Raw genomic sequence first — 14,903 nt, forward strand, 5'->3', positions numbered from 1 at the left:
TGCCAACCGCGAAACGGGCATCCGTACAATCAGTTAACCGGACTCACCAGCGTCCCGTCGGCAAACCATTGCGCCAGATTATCGACCACCATCTGCGCCATCGCATCGCGGGTTTCAACCGTGCCGCTGGCGTTGTGGGGATACAGCACGACATTGTCAAACCCGGCAAAGGCACGGTCCATATGCGGTTCATTATGGAACACATCCAGCCCCGCCCCGGCAATCACGCCATCCCGAAGTGCCGCAATCAGTGCCGGTTCATCAATCACCGAACCACGGGCGATATTGATGACAAAACCACGCGGGCCAAGTGCCTTCAAAACGTCGGCATTGATGATCCCCTGTGTCGCCGCCCCGCCGGGGCAGGAAACCATCAGAACATCCGCCCAGTTCGCAAGCCCGATCAGATCGGCCTCATAATGATAATCGACCGGTTTTTTGGATCGTCCGAAATAACCGATTTCCATGCCAATCGGTTCCGCCCGCGCGGCAATCGCCTGCCCGATCCGGCCAAGCCCGACAATGCCAAGCTTCTTGCCGCGCGCGGTTGTGGTTAACGGCATCGCCCCCTTTTCCGACCATTGACCGCTGCGCGCCCAATGATCACCCACAACCAGCCGCCGAAGCGTCGCCAGCAGCAGCATGATCGCGGTATCGGCCACATCGTCATTCAAAACGTCGGGCGTGTTGGAAACGCGAATGCCACGCGCCGTACAGGCCGCGATATCAATCGCGTCATAACCGACCCCGAAACTTGTAATCACCTTAAGGTTCGGCAGCTTCCCGATCAGCTCCGTCGGCACCCCGACCCCGGCGGTCGAAACAAGGGCTGTGATCCTGTCTGCCACGTTGGCCAGAAACGCATCCTTGTCCGTCGCCTGATCCCAGCGATGCAGTTCGTATTTCGCAGCAAGTTCTTCCATATGACGCGGCCGGATGGCCGAAATAACGAGGATATGTTTATCAGATCGGGACATCGGGGCTTCTCCGTTGGTGGCGGGAGGTCACAGACTAGCGACATGCAACTTGTAAAACAAGAAAACAGGAAAATTAACAGGACATCGTACATGCCGCCCTGAACTTGCCACCTGTCGCAGCGCCATTGCACACTACCTGCCCGGATGGCGAATATGTACAACAGATATGACGCAAATATCCAATCGCGACGTCGCAAATTCACATCTAATCGTGCAAAATCATGACACTTGGTGGAGCCGCTTCTCATGACGCATTTTTCTGCTTTGTCGCTGTTAAAGAATGCTTTTACAGGACAAAAGAACTGGCAGGCGCAATGGCCCGACAGCCAACCGAAGGCAGAATATGACGTCGTCATTGTCGGTGCTGGTGGGCATGGGCTTGGCGCGGCTTATTATCTGGCCAAGGAACACGGCATCACCAATGTCGCCGTGATCGACAAGGGCTGGCTGGGTGGCGGCAATACCGGGCGCAACACCACGATCATCCGGTCAAACTATCTTTATGATGAAAGTGCCCGTCTTTATGACCATGCCGTTGATCTTTGGGAAGGTCTTAGCCAGGATCTGAATTACAATGTCATGTTTTCGCGCCGCGGCGTTCTGATGCTCGCACACAATGTTCATGACGTTCAATCGTTTCAGCGCCACATCCATTCCAACCGCCTGAACGGTGTCGATAACCGCTGGCTCTCTGCCCACGAAGCCAAGGAATTCTGCCCGCCGCTTAATATTTCGCCCAACGCACGCTATCCGGTTGTCGGTGCCGCCCTTCAGATGCGCGCCGGAACCGCCCGCCACGATGCGGTTGCGTGGGGCTATGCGCGCGGGGCATCACAACGCGGTGTGGATATCATCCAGAACTGCCCGGTCACCGCGATCCGCCGCGGGCCGGATGGCGCGGTCGAAGGCGTTGAAACCGCCAAGGGCTTTATTCGTGCCAAAAAGGTCGCGGTTTCGGCTGCCGGTCACACCAGCGTCGTGATGGAAACCGCCGGTGTGCGCATGCCCCTTGAAAGCTATCCGCTTCAGGCACTGGTATCCGAACCGGTCAAGCCGATCTTCCCCTGTGTCGTCATGTCCAACACCGTCCATGCCTATATCAGCCAGTCGGACAAGGGCGAACTCGTGATCGGATCGGGCACCGATCAATATACCAGTTATTCCCAGCGTGGCGGCCTGCCGCTGATCGAACATACGGTTGCCGCGATCTGCGAGATTTTCCCGATCTTCAACCGCATGCGGATGTTGCGCAAATGGGGCGGCATTGTGGATGTGACCCCGGATCGCTCACCGATCCTTGGCATGACACCGGTACCCGGCCTTTACGTCAATTGCGGCTGGGGCACGGGCGGGTTCAAGGCCACACCGGGTGCTGCCCATACGCTTGCATGGACGGTTGCCAAAGGCACCCCGCATGACATCAACGCCCCCTTCACGCTGGACCGTTTCCGGACCGGCCGTCTGATTGACGAAGCGGCCGCAGCCGCCGTCGCACACTGAGGAGAACCAACATGCTTCTCATCCATTGCCCCTATTGCGATGAAACGCTGCCGGAACTGGAATTCACCTATGGCGGCGAAGCCCATATCGCGCGCCCGGCAAATCCAGCGGACAAAACCGATGATGAATGGCGCGATTTCCTGTTCATCCGCACCAATGTCAAGGGACCCCATTTTGAACGCTGGCGTCATGCCCATGGTTGCGGCCGGTTCTTTAACGCCGTGCGCGACACCGTCTCGGACCGGTTCCTGACAACATACAAGGCGGGCGATGCGCGCCCTGACCTTGCTGTTTTGCTTGAAGATGCCGCAAAGAAGGAGCCTTCGAAATGACCGCTTTCCGCGTTCCGGGGCGTGGCCGGGTCCTTCACAATCGGCCGGTTTCCTTCACCTTTGACGGCGACACCTATCAGGGCCTTGAAGGCGACACTGTCGCATCCGCCCTGATCGCCAATGGCGTTCACCTGATGGGGCGTTCGTTCAAATATCATCGTCCGCGTGGCCCGATTGCGGCAGGCTCGGAAGAACCAAACGCCCTGATCGGAACGCGCCGCGGCAAGGGGCAGTTTGAACCCAACACACGTGCAACCGTGCAGGAAATCTGGAACGGCCTTGAAACCAGCAGCCAGAACAAATATCCCAGCCTGAAATTTGATATCGGCGCGATCAATGACCGCCTTTACATGCTGTTTTCCGCCGGGTTCTATTACAAGACCTTCATGTGGCCCCGCTCATTCTGGGACAAGGTTTACGAACCCTTTATCCGGGCGGCTGCCGGTCTTGGCGTGTCACCGACCGAACCAGATCCTGACAATTACGCATCGCGTTATCTGCATACCGATATTCTGGTTGTCGGTGCCGGTCCTGCCGGTCTTGCCGCGGCGCGCGCGGCGGCCGAATCCGGGCTTCGCGTCACGCTGGTCGATGAAAACGCCGAACCGGGCGGAACGCTTTTAAGCGAACCACAGGCAAAAATTGACGGCAAACCGGCATGGGATTGGCTGGAGGCCGAACGCGATGCCCTGACCGGGCTTGGTGTCCGGATCATGACCCGCACCACAGCCATTGGCTATTACCATCAGAACATGATCGGCCTGTGTCAGAAACTGACCGATCATCTGGAAAAACCGGCCGATGGGGCCCCGCGGGAACGCATGTGGCGGGTCCGCGCCAAACAGGTTATTCTGGCGCAGGGTGCGCTTGAAAAGCCGCTGGTATTTGATGGCAATGATCGTCCGGGCGTGATGCTGGCCGGATCGGCGCAAACCTATCTGAACCGCTATGGCGTGCGCGTGGGTAACAGGGCCGTCGCGGTCACCAGCCATGACAGCGCATGGTATGCGGCCTTTGATCTGGCATCGGCCGGAACGAAGATCAAGGCCATTGTCGACACCCGCCCCGCCCCGAATGCCAACCTTGTCAAGGAAGCCGCCGCACGCGGGATCACGGTCTTTGCCGGTTATACCGCAACCGGCACGTCGGGCCGCCTGCGCATCAAATCGGTGCGGATCAACAAGGTTGAAAACGGCACCGTTCTGGCCGCCCAGACATTGGCCTGCGACAGCCTTCTGGTCTGCGGGGGCTGGACCCCGTCGCTCCATCTGTTTTCCCATACCAAGGGGACGCTTAAATGGGATGATCAAAGCCAGACCTTCCTGCCCGACCGCATTACCGAGGATTGCCAGATCGCCGGTGCCGGGCGTGGCCTTTGGGGGATCGAAGCCGCCCTTAATGACGGGTTCGCGATGGGCGCTGCTGCGGCCAGGGCGCTTGGCAAAAACGCGACGGTCAAAACGCTTTCGGTTGCCGATGACCGCCCCGGTTCGGGTGCCAGCCACACCGAACTTCCGACCGACCTTGACGCTGGCAAGGCCCGCGCCTTTGTCGATTATCAGAACGATGTGACGGCCAAGGATCTGCGCCTTGCCGTGCGCGAAGGCATGCGCTCGATCGAACATGTCAAACGCTACACCACCAATGGCATGGCAACCGATCAGGGCAAGATGTCAAACATCAACGGCCTGAACATTGCCGCCGATGCCCTTGGCAAGAAACAGCCCGAAGTCGGCCTGACCACCTTCCGCCCGCCCTATACCCCGACGACGTTCGGGGCGTTTGTCGGCTATCACAAGGGCGATCATTTCGAAGTCACCCGCAAAACCCCCATCGATAGCTGGGCCGAAGAAAATGGTGCGGTGTTCGAACCGGTCAGCCTGTGGCGTCGTGCATGGTATTTCCCCAAGGATGGCGAGGATATGGACGCTGCCGTGCGTCGCGAATGCCGCGCAACACGCAAATCGCTTGGCATGTTTGACGCATCCACCCTTGGCAAGATCGAGGTGGTCGGCCCCGATGCGGTTGAATTCATGAACCGCATGTATACCAACCCCTGGACCAAACTTGCACCCGGTCGCACCCGTTATGGCCTTTTGCTTGGCGATGATGGCTATATCCGCGATGACGGCGTGATTGGCCGTCTGAGTGATGACCGTTTCCACATCACCACCACCACCGGTGGGGCCGCGCGCGTGCTGAACATGATGGAAGATTACCTTCAGACGGAATGGCCGGACCTCAAAGTCTGGCTGACCTCGACCACCGAACAATGGGCGACCATTGCGCTCAATGGTCCGAATGCCCGCAATCTTCTGGCCCCGTTTGTCGAGGGGCTTGATATTTCCGACGAAGCCTTCCCGCATATGTCGATTGCCGAATGCTCGGTTGCCGGTTTCCCGGCCCGCCTGTTCCGGGTCAGCTTCACGGGCGAGCTTGGCTTTGAGGTCAATGTCCCGGCCCGTCATGGCCGCGCCCTTTGGGAAACGCTTTTTGCGGCGGGTCAGAAATACGATATCTGCCCCTATGGTACCGAAACCATGCATGTCCTGCGTGCCGAAAAGGGCTTCATCATTGTCGGTCAGGATACCGACGGGACGGTGACGCCTTATGACGCGGGTGCCGGATGGGCCGTTGGCAAAAACAAGCCCGACTTTGTCGGGATGCGGGCCCTTAGCCGCCCGGACCTGACGGCAGAAGGCCGCAAGCAGCTTGTCGGGCTTCTGACCGATGATGGCACGTCCAAACTTGAAGAAGGCGCGCAGATTGTCCTTGATCCGAACCAGCCGATCCCGATGAAGATGGTCGGCCACGTGACATCGTCCTACCATAGCGACGCGGCAGGTCGCCCGATTGCCCTTGCCCTGATCGAAGGCGGCCACGGCAAGACCGGCGAAACGGTTTATATCCCGATGCCCGACCGGACGATCAGGGCCACCATCACCGGCACGGTCTTTTACGACCCCGAAAATGCGCGTCTCAAACTTTAAATTCCAAGGTCAGACAAGCGGAGATGACTGCAATGAATGCACATATCGACCTGTCCAAAGCCGGGATACTCGCCGAAAGCGCCGCCGTGCGTGTAGCACTTCTGCCCCCCGTCGCCCGCTTTTCACTTCGGGCCGCAACGCCCGAACAGAAGGCACTGTCAAAGGCGCTTGGCGTAACCCTTCCGGCCAAAATCGGTCAGTGCGGGCGCAAAGGGGATGTTGAAATCCTCTGCCTTGGCCCGGACGAATGGACGATCATCGCCCCCGAAGATCAGGCCGCGACGATCACCGATGCCTGTGCGGCGATTTATGCCCAAACCCCGCACAGCCTGACGGAAATTTCCGACCGCGAAGTTACCGTGCGGATCACAGGCCCAAAGGCCAGCGACCTTATCACCATCGGATGCCCGCGCGACCTTGATCAATTACCGACCGGCGAAGCACGCCGCACGGTTTTTGACGGTGTGTCAGCCGTCCTCTGGCGGGATGGCGATCAGGATTACCGCCTCGATCTTTGGCGCTCCTTCGCCCCGCATGTCATCGCCCTTCTGGAAACGGGATGCGCTGAACTTGCGGGCGAATAACCCGATGCCCGGGCCCTTTGCAAAGCTGCCGCAAACCCGGGACCAACACTGCGATATGACGCCTCGACCCATGGCTTTCCCCGCAAGAGCCACGCGACGAACCCCAACCCGCCCCACAGCCGACGACGGCCCCAACGACAAACCACCTCCGCCAAAACCGGACGTCCCTCAATCCGGGAAGTCCCGACAAACGCGGGACTTCGGCATCCCCGCCAACGCGGCAGAGCAGACAGGCCGCCTTCGACCTCACGGCCTACTCCGATCACTCCCGGCCATGGCGACATTTCCGGAAACCGATGAACCCCGGACACATTTCGGGCATTCGCCATCCTCGCCAACGGACGGTCTCCGGACTCACGTCCCGCTCCCATCACTCCCGGCCATATCGACATTTCCGGCAACTGATGAAGTCCGGACACACTTCGGGCTCATGGGCCCCGCCGGTCCACCCTTGACGGGCCACAGCTCAACGCTGCCCCCTGCTGCCATCCTTGCCGCTACCGGCAAATTTAAAGCTCCCTCCTCAACAAGACGCACCTCTCCCGTCATGACAAATGATCGGGTTAGCCCCCCCTAGCCCTCGTACTAGTCCTCGTCCTAGCCCTCGGGCAGAATGCCGCCATAATGGCTCCGCCATCCGCCGCCCCATATCCTGCGGGGACCCCCGCAGCCCTGCCTGTGTCTATGTCCGCGTCTTTGCCGATGCATCCCGATATCCTCTTTCCTTCAGCCCCAAACGCAAAAACCCGCAAGGCACAAGGCCTTGCGGGTTTCCGTCCGGGTGCATTTCTCCCGTTGACTTTACTCTTATGCCACAGAAAAAAGAACAAATCAAGAACTTTTAAGGAAACCGAATGGGAAGGAGGATTCGATACGACGCAGCCTGCGCGCTCGGAAATGTAGAAACAATTCTCACGGGTACGTCCACCAGAAATGGCTATTCGCTATTGCGTGGCAATTGATGAGCCCTACCCGACGCGCCCCCATCGGATGCCCGGTTCGGCTTCGGATAAATCCTCAATTACAGCACCACCAACAGATCCGCATACCGGGAATATAAAAGCAGCCTGCTGCTTCGGCAGCATATGTGCCACAGCCTTTTTGTTCACGAAGAGGAAAACCCTTTTGCAGACATTTCCACGTCGCGACAGCTAAGACCAGCCGTCATAATTCTAGCGCGAAAGCTCGTACAGAACCGCCCGGTCAAGGATGCGCAGTTTCGGTCCGGCGGCAATTGCGCCTGTTGCCTCTAGCTTTCGAAGCGAGCGCGAGAATGTTTCTGGCGTAATGCCGATCCGGCTTGCGATCTGACGTTTTTCAGGAAAGTTCGTCTCGTCCTCGCCACCCAGATTCTCGCCACTTCTTTCTTCGAAATCGATCAGGAAAGACGCAATTCTCTGGATCGGTTTGGTGTGGCGAATTTTGAAAATTTCTTCGAGGAAGAATCGTTCCCACCGCAGAAGTCCGGCAAGGACTTCGGCCATGACATCGGGCGCACTGCGTAAAACGGAAAGATAGGTATCGCGCGGAATGGCGATGATCTCGCAATCTTCCATGACCTCGCATTCCACCGGATATGCCCGACCGGCCAACGAAACCGCTTCGGCGAATGCCCCCGGTTGGGTCAGGAAATGCATGACGGTTTCTTCGCCCTGCGGGGAAACCTTTACGAGGCGCAAGTGCCCGGAAAGCAGAACATAGAAGTTACGGGCAACATCACCGGCACGAAACAGATGTTCGCCGCGCGAATGGCATTCCACACGACATTTTGCCATCAGACTATCAAGCCGCGCCCCGCCAAGAGCAGACAGAAACGGGACCTGTCGGACGATATCGTAATCGATTTCAGACAGCGGTCTTGAACGCATCTTCGCCCCCTTCCTTGGCATCATTCCCAGACAACCCGCACCAATCGGCCAGCATTTCCGCATCTGCAATCCGGATAATGTGACCATTGGCATGTTGCGAAACACCAATTTCAGAAAGTTTCTTAAGCGCGCGAGAGATCGTCTCGCTGGTCATTCCCAACTTGCGGGCCAAGGCAGACTTTTCAATGGTCAGGGGTGTTTCATGCACACCGTCAATCGGCACCGCATCTGCCAGGAAATAGATCCCCAGACGTTGTGCCGCAGACCGGCATTTAAGTTCTTCGGCCTGTCGCAACATCTGACACAACCGTTCTGTCATGGCCGACATCATGGTCAGTGCACGGTCGAAATGGGCCGCAAGAAAATCGGCAAAGCCCGCACCATCAATACGAACCGCTGTTGTTGCCTCCAAGGTACGAACCGAAACCGCATAACAGCCATCGGGCACCAATGCGCATTCCCCGACAAGCTGACCATTCCCCAGAAGATCAATGACCCCGTCTTTACCGTCCTGATCCTTGAAAGACAATTCGACATGCCCGTTCACAATCAGATAAAGCGCTGACGCCGGTTCATCTGCCGAAATCATCATTGTATCAGTGTCAAACCTGACCCATTGGCATAGGGATGCCAGTTCAAGGATATCTTCCTGCGGCCAGGTTCGGAAATAGTTCGCAAAGCGAAGAACACCGGAAATGCGTTCGACATCATTCATCACGGCATCGTCCATTGTAGAAAAAAGGGAAGATTGCATTTACTGGAATAACTCTAACATCAGCCCAGATGATCAAGTTTGTTCCAGATCAATTTTGATCGGAAAACGCTTATCGGCGCGAGAACTGCCTTAGCCCTTCGACATCAAGGATGCTCATCCTTGTATCCCGGGCAATAAATCCGTCGTCTTCAAGTTTGCGTAACGCACGTGAGAATGTTTCCGGGGTGACACCGATCCGGTTTGCAATGACATGCTTGGGTACGATTTCCGCATCATCAGACTGCGAGAGCAAAAATCCGGCAAGGCGCTGCGATGGGCTTCGCTGACGCAAATCATTGAGCTCCCTGTAGAAAAACCGTTCCCTCTCGATCAATGACTGCATCATCCGACCAATCATCGCCTTGTCATTCCTGAGGCGATTGACCAGTTGCAGCCTGCTGATTGCGATGATCTGGCTGCCCGGATCGCATTCGGCAGATACCGGATACTTTTGCCCGGAAAGGACCACAGCCTCGGCAAAAGACTCGCCTGCTGAAACAAGATGAAAAAGGGCGACACGCCCGTCACCGAGAATTCGAAACAGACGCACCTGCCCCTTGATGACAATAAAGAACTGTTCGGCGGGCTCCCCCTCGCTAAACAGCAATTCACGGCCGTTATAAATCACAACGGTCGCACCATTTGTCATCGATACGATTTCATCGCGCGAGAAGGCAGAAAGAACTGCCACCTTCGACATCAGACTGAAATCCGCATCATTCAGGTTACGGCGTGACATGATCGGCTCCAAACTCTGTCCGAGCTGACTGCGATGGTTGACAACTGCTTTTGCGATGATGTCGGCCGCAATTCAAATGATCGGCCAACAGCGAAGACAACTCCCACCACGTGCCAACCGGTGCGAGCATGCCGACTTTCTCATCAGACCGGGAATTAACAGAAGCCGGAATATCAATGCGGCAATGCGCCCCATCCCCCGTCATAAGGGGAACAAAAAGAGCATTTCTGCACCTTGTCATGTTTCGCCAGTTGGCGAGAGACGGTTGGCCATCAATCTGGACATTGTAGATTTCGTCGTGATCAAGATGGTGCGAAAGTATCGCTCGCAACTGCTGCATTTCGGGCGACGGGCAGATGTCCTGCTTCTGCCCGTGAGCCACCAGAAAAATTGCCTTTTTATCCTTTTGATTTCCACCGGCCTTTAATCGCTGGGCAATTCGTGCCGCCAACATGCGGTCATATCCAGACAAATGTCCTGCGAATGGCAAAAGTGCCTCCGCTTCCAACCGGGCATCGGCAACAAGTGCGGACAGTTCCGCCACCAAACCGGCGCCCGGCGTAAAGAACAGGGGAAAGACAAGCACGTCAGACGCCGAATTCCGCGTCATGACCTTCAACACATTTCCCGCTGATGGCGTTGATCGCAAAAATGAAAGGCGGATGTCGAAATGCGGTAACTGACGTTGCAGATGCGCGGAAAACATCCCGCCGGGCACTGCACCAGTTCGTCGCGTTCCATGCGCGACAATCATCAAAACCGGATCGCAGACGGACATAACCATTCCCCTGTTTCACTCTCTCTGAACGCATTTTGCGGGCTTTTCCCCCAAGCGTATTGACTCCCGTCAAGAGTGGAACGGCTCAAAACCACAATGTTCATATGGTTATTTGATCATCATCAAGGCTGGCTCGCGTCGAAAGATCAAATCTCCGCAACCGGGAGCGAAGGCTTTCATTTTCCTAATGGAGGGACGCATGAAACTCACAACTCGGCTGAGACGGTCGGCAGCGCCGCTTGCACTTGGTTTCGGCCTTATCTTTGCCTCGGTGGCAATCGCCCAGGAAAAACATCCTGACAGCGAAAGCACCTATGAACCCAGTCTCGAGTCACTTCCGACCGATGGGTCGCAACCCGGTACACACGAAGGTGTGCCAACGATGACGGCCGATGAATTCAATCAGGGCCGCAAGATTTTCTTTGAACGTTGCGCAGGTTGCCACGGCGTGTTGCGCAATGGTGCAACGGGCCCGGCCCTGACAACGGACCGCACCCGCGATCTTGGTTATGACTATCTGCATGACTTCATTACCTATGGATCGCCAGCTGGTATGCCAAACTGGGGAACCTCCGGAGATTTGACAGAAGAGCAAATCGACATCATGGCGCGATATGTCATGCAGGACCCGCCTCAACCGCCAGAATGGGGTATGGCCGCGATGAAAGAAAGCTGGAAAGTCATTGTTCCAGTCGACCAGCGCCCGACCCAAAAAATGAATGATCTCGATATCGAGAATCTGTTCTCGGTCACACTTCGTGATGCGGGTCAGATCGCACTGATCGACGGCCACGACTACAAGATCAAATATGTCATCGACACTGGATATGCCGTTCATATTTCACGTGTATCCGCGTCCGGGCGTTACCTCATGGTTATCGGTCGCGATGCAAAAATCGATATGATCGACCTATGGATGAAGGATCCCAAGATCGTTGCAACGATCAAAGTTGGTTTGGAAGCTCGTTCAGTCGAAACTTCTAAAATGAAAGGTTGGGAGGATCGTTACGCGATTGCGGGCTCATACTGGCCACCACAATTCACAATTATGGATGGCGAAACGCTTGAGCCACTTAAAATCGTCTCTACTCGCGGCATGACATATGATGAACAGGAATATCACCCAGAGCCTCGCGTTGCCGCGATTGTATCCTCACATTACAACCCGGAATTTGTCGTTAACGTTAAGGAAACCGGCAAGGTACTTCTGGTAAATTACGAAGATCTCGACGCCTTGCAAGTCACTTCAATCAGTGCCGAACGGTTTCTCCATGACGGTGGTTTTGATTCATCCGGTCGATATTTCATGGTTGCCGCCAATGCTCGTGACACAGTCGCCGTTATAGATACCAAAGAACGTAAACTGACCAAACTTGTCGAGGTCGGCACAACCCCGCATCCGGGTCGCGGGGCGAACTTCATCCACCCGGAACTCGGCCCGGTCTGGGCAACCAGTCATCTTGGCGATGACACCATTGCATTGATCGGTACCGATCCGGAAAAACATCCGGAAAATGCGTGGAAAATGGCGGCATCCATTGACGGGCTCGGTGGCGGTTCACTGTTCATCAAAACCCACCCGAATTCGACAAACCTGTGGGTTGATGCACCGCTGAACTCGGATGCCGAAATTTATCATTCGGTTGGTGTCCTTGACATCAACAACCTTGATGCCGGTGTTGAAACACTGCCGATTGCCGAATGGGCCGATCTGGGCGACGAAGGTGCCCAGCGCGTCGTTCAGGGTGAATATAACAAACAGGGTACTGAAATCTGGTTCTCTGTCTGGAACGGCAAAGCTGAAAAGTCAGCCATTGTGATTGTTGATGACAAAACCCGGAAGCTCAAGAAGGTCATCAAAGACGATCGCCTTGTGACCCCGACGGGCAAATTCAACATCTACAACACCCAACACGACATCTACTGATCTGCAGAACCGGAGGCCATACACGGCCTCCGGACTTCCCGCATTTGAAACCTTGCCAAAACAGGGGAAAAGCCATGCAAAAATCCGGGCGTATTTATCTTGTCGGAGCCGGGCCAGGCGATCCTGAATTGCTGACCATCAAGGCAGCACGCCTTCTCGACCGCGCGGATGCCGTTATCTATGACCGGCTTGTCTCCGATGAAATACTTGAACTGGCCAACCCGTTTGCAGAACGCGTTTATGTCGGAAAATCCACAGGATCCCACAGCCTGAAGCAGTCCGAAATCAATACACTTCTGGTTCATATGGCCAGAAAACATTGCCACATCGTTCGTCTGAAAGGCGGGGATCCGTATATTTTCGGACGCGGGGGTGAAGAGGCAGAATGGCTCAGCCTGCATGATGTTCCGTTTGAAGTTGTTCCCGGAATTACAGCCGCCGCAGGATGCATGGCACAACTTAATCTACCGCTGACCCATCGCGGTCTGGCAACCAGTGTACGTTTTGTCACCGGTCACATGCAGGCAGACGCAGAACCCCATCACGACTGGCGTTCTTTGGCCGATCCGGACACTACGCTTGCGATTTACATGGGGGTCAAAACCATGCCGGTAATCGCGGGTAAACTGCTTGAACATGGGCTGCCCACCGATACGCCGGTGATGATTATCGAAAATGGTTCAACACCGGATCAAAGACATTTCCGCAGCACATTGGGCAATGTCTGTGACGACCTGAACCGGCTGGATTTTGATCCGCCCTGCATGATCGTCATTGGCCGCGTCATTTCACTGGCGGATCGACTATCACTGCCCGAGGCCGAACTTCTATCCGAAAGCCGGTTTGACCAAAACGCAGCACCCGACTTCCCCGATGGGGGTCTACGTTATGCCCATACTGCGTAATTCCCTCGTGATCCTGATCACCACGCTCGCTTTGGCGGGGACCTATTCAGTAAGTGCGGAAAACGCGACTTCTTCCCGAAGCCCCCATGCGCTGGAGCAAATGGTGCGTCAGGATTGCGGTTCCTGTCATGGCCTAACGTTTAAGGGAGGTCTGGGATCGCCCCTTTTACCGGAAAGCCTTGCGGCTTACAGCGTCGAGGATTTGACAACCATCATCCTCGACGGATTGCCCGGGACAGCCATGCCACCCTGGCGCGCAATCGTGACACCCGATGAGGCCACGTGGATGGCCCGCTATCTGAAAACAGGAGAACCCGAATGATGCGCATTGCATTTTCGGCCCGCATTCCTTCCACCGCGTTACAGGCAACCCGCAACCTTTTGGTTGTTGGGGGCATTTTGCTTTTGGCCGGCTGCGCAAATATCTCATCCGTTCGCGGGACGGCTGACCTGGCAACCGTGGTTGCCCGGGCCACTGGCGAAGTTGCCATCCTTGACACCAGCACCCGGCAATTTATCGGGATCGTTGAAGGCCTTGGCGATCTGTCACATGCATCGATCGTCTATTCCCGGGACGGACGATTCGCATTCGTCTTTGGCCGCGACGGGGGATTGACCAAGGTAGACATTCTCAGACATGAGGTTGTCGTTAGAACCTTGCAAGCGGGCAACAGTATTGGCGGAGCCATCAGCCAGGACGGCAGACTGGTGGCGGTTGCCAATTACGAACCCGGCGGTGTCCGCGTTTTCGATAGTGAAACCCTCGAACTGTTGGCCGATATTCCTGCAACCATTGACGGCAGTTCGGATCGTTCAAAAGTCATCGGGCTGGTTGATGCGCCAGGGAACCGGTTTGTTTTCAGCCTTTGGGATTCCGGCGAAATCTGGATAGCCGACTTCTCAACCGGCAACGAACCAAAGATCAGCCGCTACAAAGATATCGGAACACAGCCCTACGATGCGCTGATCACATCCGATGGTCGTTATTACATTGCCGGTCTGTTTGGCGAAGACGGCATGGCATTGCTTGATCTTTGGCATCCGGAAAATGGCGTGCGCCGCATCCTTGATCATTATGGCATGGGTGAAGAACGCTTACCCGTTTACAAAATGCCCCATCTTGAAGGCTGGGCGATTGCGGGGAAACGCGCATTTGTACCCGCCATCGGTCGCCACGAAGTTCTCGTGATTGACACCGAAAACTGGCAGCAGATCGGACGTATTCCCGTCCATGGACAGCCCGTTTTCGTCATGGCCCATCCCGATAACAGGCATGTCTGGGTCAATTTCTCGGTCCCGGATTACGACACGGTCCAGATAATCGACACGGAAAATCTGGCAATCGTCGGAGAACTGAAACCCGGCACCGGTGTCCTGCATATGGAATTCAGTCCACGTGGCGATCAGATCTGGTTGTCGGTGCGCGATGACAACAAGGTCGTTGGATACAATCCCTACACGCTCCAGCCGATTGCCGAACTTCCGCTCCCCAGTCCCAGCGGCATTTTCATGTCTGACCGTGCCGGTCGGATCGGGTTGTAGGAGGCCA

Annotated in this window: 13 protein-coding genes; 8 read left to right on the forward strand and 5 right to left on the reverse strand. The window is 56.1% G+C overall.

Annotation, left to right across the window (positions count from 1 at the left end):
* Window positions 1–29: 29 nt before the first annotated feature.
* The gene (locus tag TH3_RS16365) at window positions 30–977 is read right to left on the reverse strand and encodes a 2-hydroxyacid dehydrogenase (protein WP_007089804.1); all 948 of its coding nucleotides are present in this window, start codon (window positions 975–977) and stop codon (window positions 30–32) included.
* Window positions 978–1,223: 246 nt separating this feature from the next.
* Here TH3_RS16365 and TH3_RS16370 point away from each other — a divergent pair, with 246 nt between their 5' ends.
* From TH3_RS16370 to TH3_RS16385, 4 genes are read left to right on the forward strand one after another with little or no spacing between them, the layout of a single operon-like run.
* Window positions 1,224–2,477 (forward strand): sarcosine oxidase subunit beta family protein, encoded by a 1,254-nt coding sequence (locus TH3_RS16370; protein ID WP_007089805.1) that lies wholly within the window; start codon window positions 1,224–1,226, stop codon window positions 2,475–2,477.
* A gap of 11 nt (window positions 2,478–2,488) precedes the next feature.
* Window positions 2,489–2,809: a sarcosine oxidase subunit delta gene (locus TH3_RS16375; protein WP_007089806.1), complete on the forward strand. Its 321-nt coding sequence runs from the start codon at window positions 2,489–2,491 to the stop codon at window positions 2,807–2,809.
* Window positions 2,806–5,799, forward strand: coding sequence for a sarcosine oxidase subunit alpha (locus TH3_RS16380; protein WP_007089807.1), 2,994 nt, complete (start codon window positions 2,806–2,808; stop codon window positions 5,797–5,799). Before TH3_RS16375 ends, TH3_RS16380 begins: the two co-directional genes overlap by 4 nt.
* A gap of 32 nt (window positions 5,800–5,831) precedes the next feature.
* Window positions 5,832–6,383, forward strand: a complete 552-nt coding sequence (locus TH3_RS16385; protein ID WP_007089808.1) for a sarcosine oxidase subunit gamma — start codon at window positions 5,832–5,834, stop codon at window positions 6,381–6,383.
* A 1,172-nt stretch (window positions 6,384–7,555) separates the two neighbouring features.
* Here the strand turns inward: TH3_RS16385 and TH3_RS16390 are convergent.
* The 4 genes from TH3_RS16390 to TH3_RS16405 all read right to left on the reverse strand — a co-directional run bounded on the left by TH3_RS16390 (window position 7,556) and on the right by TH3_RS16405 (window position 10,522).
* Entirely contained in the window at window positions 7,556–8,251 is a 696-nt protein-coding gene (locus tag TH3_RS16390; protein WP_007089809.1) for a Crp/Fnr family transcriptional regulator, read from the reverse strand.
* Window positions 8,229–9,005, reverse strand: coding sequence for a Crp/Fnr family transcriptional regulator (locus TH3_RS16395; protein WP_082242509.1), 777 nt, complete (start codon window positions 9,003–9,005; stop codon window positions 8,229–8,231). Before TH3_RS16395 ends, TH3_RS16390 begins: the two co-directional genes overlap by 23 nt.
* Before the next feature lie 70 nt (window positions 9,006–9,075).
* Window positions 9,076–9,744 carry a Crp/Fnr family transcriptional regulator gene (locus tag TH3_RS16400; protein WP_007089811.1) on the reverse strand — a complete coding sequence of 223 codons (669 nt, stop codon included), beginning with the start codon at window positions 9,742–9,744 and terminating at the stop codon, window positions 9,076–9,078.
* Window positions 9,731–10,522: a sirohydrochlorin chelatase family protein gene (locus TH3_RS16405; protein ID WP_007089812.1), complete on the reverse strand. Its 792-nt coding sequence runs from the start codon at window positions 10,520–10,522 to the stop codon at window positions 9,731–9,733. Before TH3_RS16405 ends, TH3_RS16400 begins: the two co-directional genes overlap by 14 nt.
* Before the next feature lie 199 nt (window positions 10,523–10,721).
* Here TH3_RS16405 and TH3_RS16410 point away from each other — a divergent pair, with 199 nt between their 5' ends.
* From TH3_RS16410 to TH3_RS16425, 4 genes are all read left to right on the forward strand, one after another.
* Window positions 10,722–12,449 carry a nitrite reductase gene (locus TH3_RS16410; protein ID WP_007089813.1) on the forward strand — a complete coding sequence of 576 codons (1,728 nt, stop codon included), beginning with the start codon at window positions 10,722–10,724 and terminating at the stop codon, window positions 12,447–12,449.
* A gap of 74 nt (window positions 12,450–12,523) precedes the next feature.
* A complete protein-coding gene (cobA, locus tag TH3_RS16415) occupies window positions 12,524–13,354 on the forward strand; it encodes a uroporphyrinogen-III C-methyltransferase (RefSeq protein ID WP_007089814.1) in 831 nt (276 codons plus the stop codon).
* Complete coding sequence (locus tag TH3_RS16420; RefSeq protein WP_007089815.1) at window positions 13,338–13,676, forward strand: c-type cytochrome; 339 nt, start codon at window positions 13,338–13,340, stop codon at window positions 13,674–13,676. The genes cobA and TH3_RS16420 overlap by 17 nt, the downstream gene beginning before the upstream one ends.
* Window positions 13,673–14,896, forward strand: coding sequence for a cytochrome D1 domain-containing protein (locus tag TH3_RS16425; RefSeq protein ID WP_007089816.1), 1,224 nt, complete (start codon window positions 13,673–13,675; stop codon window positions 14,894–14,896). Before TH3_RS16420 ends, TH3_RS16425 begins: the two co-directional genes overlap by 4 nt.
* Window positions 14,897–14,903 lie beyond the last annotated feature (7 nt).

It is taken from the genome of Thalassospira xiamenensis M-5 = DSM 17429, from assembly GCF_000300235.2.
Taxonomy (GTDB): Bacteria; Pseudomonadota; Alphaproteobacteria; order Rhodospirillales; family Thalassospiraceae; genus Thalassospira; species Thalassospira xiamenensis.

Bases quoted from the DNA above. Each gene is read 5' to 3' on its own strand.
- TH3_RS16365 (WP_007089804.1), bottom strand. From the start codon at position 977: ATGTCCCGATCTGATAAACATATCCTCGTTATTTCGGCCATCCGGCCG.
- TH3_RS16410 (WP_007089813.1), top strand. From the start codon at position 10,722: ATGAAACTCACAACTCGGCTGAGACGGTCGGCAGCGCCGCTTGCACTT.
- TH3_RS16375 (WP_007089806.1), top strand. From the start codon at position 2,489: ATGCTTCTCATCCATTGCCCCTATTGCGATGAAACGCTGCCGGAACTG.
- TH3_RS16400 (WP_007089811.1), bottom strand. From the start codon at position 9,744: ATGTCACGCCGTAACCTGAATGATGCGGATTTCAGTCTGATGTCGAAG.
- TH3_RS16395 (WP_082242509.1), bottom strand. From the start codon at position 9,005: ATGCAATCTTCCCTTTTTTCTACAATGGACGATGCCGTGATGAATGAT.
- cobA (WP_007089814.1), top strand. From the start codon at position 12,524: ATGCAAAAATCCGGGCGTATTTATCTTGTCGGAGCCGGGCCAGGCGAT.
- TH3_RS16385 (WP_007089808.1), top strand. From the start codon at position 5,832: ATGAATGCACATATCGACCTGTCCAAAGCCGGGATACTCGCCGAAAGC.
- TH3_RS16425 (WP_007089816.1), top strand. From the start codon at position 13,673: ATGATGCGCATTGCATTTTCGGCCCGCATTCCTTCCACCGCGTTACAG.
- TH3_RS16390 (WP_007089809.1), bottom strand. From the start codon at position 8,251: ATGCGTTCAAGACCGCTGTCTGAAATCGATTACGATATCGTCCGACAG.
- TH3_RS16420 (WP_007089815.1), top strand. From the start codon at position 13,338: ATGCCCATACTGCGTAATTCCCTCGTGATCCTGATCACCACGCTCGCT.
- TH3_RS16370 (WP_007089805.1), top strand. From the start codon at position 1,224: ATGACGCATTTTTCTGCTTTGTCGCTGTTAAAGAATGCTTTTACAGGA.
- TH3_RS16405 (WP_007089812.1), bottom strand. From the start codon at position 10,522: ATGTCCGTCTGCGATCCGGTTTTGATGATTGTCGCGCATGGAACGCGA.
- TH3_RS16380 (WP_007089807.1), top strand. From the start codon at position 2,806: ATGACCGCTTTCCGCGTTCCGGGGCGTGGCCGGGTCCTTCACAATCGG.